Raw genomic sequence first — 6,601 nt, 5'->3', positions numbered from 1 at the left:
CCGGCCAGCCCGCACGTCGACCATCCAAACACCCTGTTGAGTTCTCAAACAACACGCCACAACCAAGCGATAATGGAATCAATCCATATCAGCCTCAGCCGGAGCAACTTGACTACTTTAGCAGTCGCAATCTGCGCCGTCTAACGCGAGGTTGATGACCTCGCTCACGGGCAGTCGAGCCTCTATATCGAGTCTCAGGTGATCCCCACGCTTCGATCTTCGGACCGCGCCAGCGCTCTCCCGAGCCTGTCGCGTGCCTCCGTGATCTCCGGACCGGCCTTGTCGGCCGTTCCGTTCCCCCGCGGGCATAGACAACTATACACGCTCCTGCGAGGGGTCGAATCGGGGGTCCGACTTACCCTCGACGATACTGCTGAACAGGGAAGACGTCAAGAGCTTCGGGTGGATCGGCGGCCGGCCGAGGTGCCCGGCCGTCGGCGCGGACGGTACCGGCCGGTCAAGCTTCGACTGTTAGCCTGCGAGCACCGACAACTTTGAATCAGAGGAGAATGCATGTCAGTCACTCGCAAAGCAAGCACCCGTTGGACCGGCGACCTCCAGAACGGCAGCGGCGTCACCAGCTTCATCTCGTCCGGCCTGCCGGACACCCCAGTAACGTGGGCATCTCGCGCGAACGATCCCGAGGGCAAGACCAGCCCCGAGGAGCTCATCGGCGCGGCGCACGCCTCCTGCTTCTCCATGGCCTTCTCTGCCGCTCTCGGCAAGGCCGGATTCACGCCGGAGGAGCTCGTGACCGAGGCCTCCGTCGACTTCAAACCGGGCACGGGGATCACCGGCATCGCGCTGACCGTGCGGGCCGCCATTCCGGGGATCGACGCTGAGCAGTTCAACGAACTCGCCAACGGGGCCAAGGAGAACTGCCCCGTGAGCCAGGCGCTCAATGCGGTCCCGATCTCGCTGGATGCGACGCTGAGTTAGGGTCGATCCCAAGCGAGACAAATCTTCATAATGAACGCACGCTGTGCGCGAAAGCATCAGGTGCACCGTCCGTGATCGCGGCATCACGGAGTCGCTCCTCTGACCGAGTCCAGTCGGGGATCGGCACGGTGAACGTTGGTTTCGCGCACATCTTCATAAGTGCACCCGTCTGCCCAGCTGAAAAAACTCACACGTAGAGGAGGTCGAGTTCGTCGTGACTACGCCCGAGAGCACTGGTCGGCGATTCCGCGCCTACACCATCCGTCACCTTGACGACTTGTTGAAGCGCGCGTCGCTGACCGAGGAGCAGAGGCTCCGGACAAGGGCGGTGGCTTCGGTGCTGCCGTTCCGCACCAACGCCTACGTCGTCGATGAGCTCATCGACTGGGACAACGCGTTCGACGACCCGATGTTCCGGCTGGTCTTCCCACAGGAGGACATGCTGCCAGCCGAGGATGTCGACCACATCGCGGAGCTGTTGAAGAACGACGCTTCCAAGCAGGAGATCACGGCGGCGGCCAACGAGGTGCGGTTCAAGCTCAACCCGCACCCGGCCGGCCAGATCCAGCTGAACATCCCCAAGGCCGGCGAAGAGACGATCCAGGGCCTCCAGCACAAGTACCGGGAGACGGTGCTGTTCTTCCCCCAGCAAGGGCAGACGTGCCACGCCTACTGCACCTACTGCTTCAGGTGGGCGCAGTTCGTCGGGATCGACGATCTGAAGATCGCGAACAACGACGTCGAGCAGCTCACCGGCTACGTGCGCCGCCACCCGGAGGTCAGCAGCGTGCTGCTGACCGGCGGCGACCCGATGATCATGGGCGAGTCGGTCCTGCGCCGCTACATCGAGCCGCTCCTGTCCATGGACCACGTGGAGTCGATTCGCATCGGTTCGAAGGCACTGGCCTACTGGCCGCAGCGCTTCGTCACCGACCCGGACGCCGACGCCACGCTGCGCCTGTTCGAGGAGGTCGCGAAGTCGGGCCGGAACCTGGCGTTCATGGCGCACTTCTCGCACCACAAGGAGATGGAGTCCGAGCTGGTCCAAGAGGCGGTCCGCCGCATCCGGGAGACCGGCGCGACCATCCGCACCCAGGCGCCGCTGATCCGCACCATCAACGACGACGCGGACCAGTGGGCGCAGATGTGGCGCACCCAGCACAAGCTCGGGATGATCCCGTACTACATGTTCGTCGAGCGCGACACCGGTCCCCAAGACTACTTCTCGGTACCGCTGGTGCGGGCGTGGGAGATCTTCCGGGACGCGTTCAGCCAGGTCTCCGGCCTGTGCCGGACCGTGCGCGGCCCGTCCATGTCGGCGACGCCCGGCAAGGTGGCCGTGGACGGCGTCGTTGACATCAACGGCGAGAAGGTGTTCGCGCTTCGGATGCTCCAGGCTCGGAACCCCGAACTGGTCGGCCGTCCGTTCTTCGCCCAGTACGACGAGAACGCGGTCTGGGTCGACGACCTCAAGCCCGCGTTCGCCGATAAGTTCCCGTTCGAGGCCTAGCCCTGCGGGAGAGTCCGTACACGCTCAACATTGCGATCGTTGGCCTGGCAGGAGCGAACTTCGAAGCCGGAGCGGCCCCCACCGCTCCGGCTTTCGCGTGTTCAAGCGACGTGGAGGCCGAATCCTGCGGCGCCTGGGCGCTCCAGGCCGGGCTTGAGTCGGCGTTGCTCGTCGTAGTCGCCGCTGTCCTGGCTCCGGTAGGCGATCGGTTCGGTCGTCTCGAGGGTTTCGAGGCGGTGGCGGAGCCGGCCCGCGGCGTCGGCGTAGCCGTCCTCGTCCAATCGCACCGCGCTGGGGATGACGACCGGCGGAAGCACCTGCATGCCGGTGTAGAAGAAGACACCGTGGTGGATCGGGAAGAGCAGGTCGTCGATGCTGCCGTTGATGCCGCGGTCCGACAGGTGGGGTTCGCCGGCGCCGGCCGTGACGACGACCATCGCCCGCTTGCCGGCGAGCTTGCCGTCCCCGTACCGCTTCCAAGAGCTGGTGCCGCCGTATCCGAAGCCGTTGGTGAGGACCCGGTCGACCCATCCCTTCATGATGGCGGGCATGGTGAACCACCACAGCGGGAACTGGAAGACGACCGCGTCGGCGGCCAGGAGCTTCTCCTGCTCGACGCGGATGTCGGCGGAGAGCGTCCCGGCTTCGTAGGACTCTCCCGAGGCGCGCATGAAGTCGCGGCTTTCGGTGGGGCCGAAGTCGTCGTAGTCGGCGACGGCCTTCCATTTCATGGCGTACAGGTCGCTGAGTGTCGTCGTGTGACCGAGCGCTTCGAGCGTCTCGATCATCTCGTCGCGCAGTGCGGCGTTGAGCGAGGCCTCGGACGGGTGGGCGTAGACGAGGTGAAGGTTCATGGGGACCATGCTGGCGCCGATCCGGAAGGGCTGCCAGACGCCTGTTCGACCTGGGTTCGTTCGACCATAGGACTGACGGACCTAGGCACTCGGCCGCGTCACCGGTGATACTTGCGGCGGAGGTGATCCGCATGGATCCGGAGACGGCCGAGATTCACCGGCTCGAAGATGTGGCCGATCTGGGCAAGTTCCTGCAGGCACGACGGGCTCGCGTGAATCCGTCAGAGGTGGGACTGCCCGATGATTCGCGGCGGCGCGTGCCCGGCTTGCGTCGGGAGGAGCTGGCGCTGCTGGCCGGTGTGAGCGTGGACTACTACACGCGCTTGGAGCAGGGTCGGGCGAAGCGGCCGTCCGATCAGGTGTTGGACGCGGTGGCGCGCGCGCTCCGGCTCGACGAGACCACGCGCGGGCACCTGCACCGGCTGGCGGGCTACACGCGCCTGGAGCCGGGGCATCCGTGCGCCGACATCCGACCGGAGCTGCGCACGATGCTCCAGTCGATCGACGCCTTCCCGGCACTGCTCCAGAACCACCGGATGGATGTGCTGGTGGCGAACGAGATGGCGCGGGCCCTGTACCAGCCGTTGGGTTGGGACGTGGACCGGCATCCGAACTTCGCACGGCTGCTGTTCGACGACGATTCTCGGCAGTTCTTCCCCGCCTGGCACGCCTGCGCGGCCGACACGGTGGCGCAGTTGCGCAAGGTCGCGGCGCTGTTCTCGGAGGATCGCGAGTTGACGTCGCTGATCGGTGAACTGTCGATGCGGTCGCGCGACTTCGCGGAACTGTGGGCGCAGGCCGAGGTGAAGGACTGCAATATCGGGACGGTCCAGTTCGATCACCCGATCGTGGGCACGCTGTCACTGCAGAAGGAGCAGTTCCGGGTCGCCGACGGCAGCGGCCAGTCGATGGTGACGCTGTCGGCCTCGCCGGGTACCGACGACCACGACAAGCTGCGGCTGCTGGGGTCGGGCGCATCGGCCTGACCCCAGCGGGGCGCTCATTTGATGGTCAGCAGCTCGATGATGGCGGGCCAGTCGTCGGCGCCTCTGCCGGTGGCGGAGAGCTCGTTCAGGAGCTTCAGGTGCGGCTCCAGCAGGTCGGCCCTGATCCCCTGCTCCCGGCTGGCGGTGATCATGGAGGCCTGCGCGGCGCGGGTGAAGTCAACGGACTGGTCGCCCGTGTCGTAGGTGCCGCCGTCGATGATCTCGGCAAGGCCCCGCAGGTGCGGCAGCATGGCGCCGAGCCACGCGGTGACCTCCTCGGCGGTGTCGACGGCGGCGGCTCCGGTCGTGCGCATCATGGCCACGGCCTGAAGAAGGCCGCTGAACATGAGGTCCATCGCCGAGAGCAGGGCCATGTCCTTGAGGGAGGCGACGCCGGCGTCCGCGCCGACGAACCGCGCGTCCCCGAAGCGTTCCAAGACGGGGCCCGCGATGGCGAAGGCGTTCTCGCTGCCGGAGTAGAACAGGAGCGATCCCGGTTCGCCGATCATGTCCGGTGTGGCCATGATCGCGCCGTCGAGATAGGCGATGCCGTGCTCGGCGGCCCAGGCGGCGGTGGTTCGCGCCTCGTTCGGCGTGGTGGTCGTCAGGTTGACGACGACCTTGCCCTTCAGTTCGTCGGCCACCGGTTCGAGGCGCTCGTGGACGCCGGCGTGGTCGAGTAGGACCACCAGGACGATGTCGCCTGAGTTGACGGCTTCGGCGACGGTGGCCGCCGCGGTCGATCCGGCCTTGACGTGCGGTTCGGTCTTGGCGGCGGTGCGGTTCCAGACGGTGGTGTCGTAGCCGCTCTCGCGGAGTCGTTCGGTCATGACCGAGCCCATGTTGCCGAGCCCGAGGACCGTGATGGTGCCTGTTGCCATATCGATGTGTCCTTTCCGTGGTGGGTCTAGTGGGCGGCGTCGCCGCGGAGGATCTGGTAGACCGGGACGGGCTTCCCGGCGGCCTCGCTGGCGTCGATGGCGCGCCGGTAGTAGTCCTGGATCGTCTTGGTGAGCGCCGCGTCGACGCCGAGGTCCTCGCTCGCCTCGATGACGTGCTGCGCTCCGGCGTGCATCATCTTGAAGTTGTGCACCTCGCCCCAGCCGCCTTGCTTGGCGGCTTCGGCGAATTCGCGCATGAAGTCGCGGTAGCTCTCGGGATGGCCCGCCGCGTTCGCCACGAAGCGGTCGAGGTCGGCGCCAGAGCGATCGATGATCGCCAGGGCCTGTTCCCAGCCGATGAGGAACGAGTGGAACAGGGCGAGCTCGGCCTGGTAGAAGACCTGGGCGAGGCCGTAGTCCTCGCCGAGGTACTCCTGATGGCTCAGGGGCCGCAGGAGGTCCCTGTGGGTCTCGAAGAGGTCCTGGGGGCCGCTGAAGTACAGGTAGGAGTCCGGATGGGCGATGTCGTCGCCCTGGGACATGAACCCGCCGACGAGGTACTCGGCGCCGTGTTCGAGGGCCCATGCGGCGCCCTTGCGGGCGTTCTCGGGCGAGTCCGACGACAGGTTGGCGATGACCTTGCCTTTCAGGTGGTCGGTCGCCTGGCCGAGGGAGTCGTACATGGCCTGGTAGTGGGTGAGGCTGACGACGATGACCTCGTTGGCGTCGAGTGCGTCGGCGATGGTGTAAGCGCGCTTGGCGCCGAGTTCGACCATGGCTTCGGCTTTCGCGGCGGTGCGGTTCCAGACGGTGACGTCGACGCCGGCGGCGAGGAACGCCTTGACCATGGCCCGGCCCATCGGGCCGAGGCCGACGACGGTGACGGATCGGCGGGTGTTCGGTTGCGACATCATGTGCCCCTTCGGGTGCGGTGGTTGCTCGGTTTCTCGGCGCCGAGCCAATCGTTGCCCGAGTGGGTAGGCTTCACAAGACCGCACTTTCAGGTGGGGTTACTTACGGCGAGGTTCGGAATATGGTCGGGAGGGGTCCGGTGCAGCCTGTTGGTGACGCAGATCAAGCCTGCGGCATGTCGGTTGCGATCGACGTGGTCGGCGGGAAGTGGAAGATGCACCTGATGTGGGTGCTGGGCGAGGGTCCCAAGCGGTTCGGGCAGATCCGGCGGATGCTCGACGGTGTGAGCGAGAAGGTGCTCTCGGAGAATCTGCGGCAGCTGGAGGCCGACGGCGTCGTGCACCGTGAGCTGTACGCGGAGGTGCCGCCCCGGGTCGAGTATTCGCTGACGCCGCTGGGCGAGGAGCTGAACGAGGCGCTGGCGCCGCTGGAGGTCTGGGGCGACAAGCATCGCCACCTTGCCGAAGCCCGCGAGGCATAGAACCGGCCCGGCGGTGGCGCCGCCGGCGGCGTCTTTCC

7 protein-coding genes are annotated in these 6,601 nt (G+C 66.5%); 4 read left to right on the top strand and 3 right to left on the bottom strand.

The annotated features are described in order from the left end of the window. The first annotated feature begins 513 nt into the window (after nucleotides 1-513). Both ACYVK3_RS20690 and ACYVK3_RS20685 read left to right on the top strand, forming a co-directional pair. On the top strand, nucleotides 514-939 hold the full coding sequence (locus ACYVK3_RS20690) for an OsmC family protein (protein ID WP_460499245.1): 426 nt from the start codon (nucleotides 514-516) through the stop codon (nucleotides 937-939). Nucleotides 940-1,153: 214 nt separating this feature from the next. Then, entirely contained in the window at nucleotides 1,154-2,449 is a 1,296-nt protein-coding gene (locus tag ACYVK3_RS20685; RefSeq protein ID WP_460499244.1) for a KamA family radical SAM protein, read from the top strand. A 101-nt stretch (nucleotides 2,450-2,550) separates the two neighbouring features. Here the strand turns inward: ACYVK3_RS20685 and ACYVK3_RS20680 are convergent, their stop codons facing one another. Next, entirely contained in the window at nucleotides 2,551-3,303 is a 753-nt protein-coding gene (locus tag ACYVK3_RS20680; protein WP_460499243.1) for an NAD(P)H-dependent oxidoreductase, read from the bottom strand. A gap of 131 nt (nucleotides 3,304-3,434) precedes the next feature. Between ACYVK3_RS20680 and ACYVK3_RS20675 the strand changes: the two genes are divergently transcribed. Further along, complete coding sequence (locus ACYVK3_RS20675; protein ID WP_460499241.1) at nucleotides 3,435-4,289, top strand: helix-turn-helix transcriptional regulator; 855 nt, start codon at nucleotides 3,435-3,437, stop codon at nucleotides 4,287-4,289. Between the two features lie 14 nt (nucleotides 4,290-4,303). On the opposite strand, the gene ACYVK3_RS20670 is transcribed toward ACYVK3_RS20675, so the two are convergent. Together ACYVK3_RS20670 and ACYVK3_RS20665 are read right to left on the bottom strand one after the other, a co-directional pair. Beyond that, the gene (locus ACYVK3_RS20670; protein WP_460499240.1) at nucleotides 4,304-5,170 is read right to left on the bottom strand and encodes an NAD(P)-dependent oxidoreductase; all 867 of its coding nucleotides are present in this window, start codon (nucleotides 5,168-5,170) and stop codon (nucleotides 4,304-4,306) included. Between the two features lie 26 nt (nucleotides 5,171-5,196). Beyond that, complete coding sequence (locus tag ACYVK3_RS20665; protein ID WP_460499239.1) at nucleotides 5,197-6,132, bottom strand: NAD(P)-dependent oxidoreductase; 936 nt, start codon at nucleotides 6,130-6,132, stop codon at nucleotides 5,197-5,199. A gap of 125 nt (nucleotides 6,133-6,257) precedes the next feature. Here ACYVK3_RS20665 and ACYVK3_RS20660 point away from each other — a divergent pair, with 125 nt between their 5' ends. Further along, nucleotides 6,258-6,563: a winged helix-turn-helix transcriptional regulator gene (locus ACYVK3_RS20660; RefSeq protein WP_460499238.1), complete on the top strand. Its 306-nt coding sequence runs from the start codon at nucleotides 6,258-6,260 to the stop codon at nucleotides 6,561-6,563. Nucleotides 6,564-6,601: the final 38 nt, after the last annotated feature.

This window comes from Glycomyces tarimensis (assembly GCF_054776215.1).
This window is presented reverse-complemented; position numbering and strand designations above follow the sequence as displayed.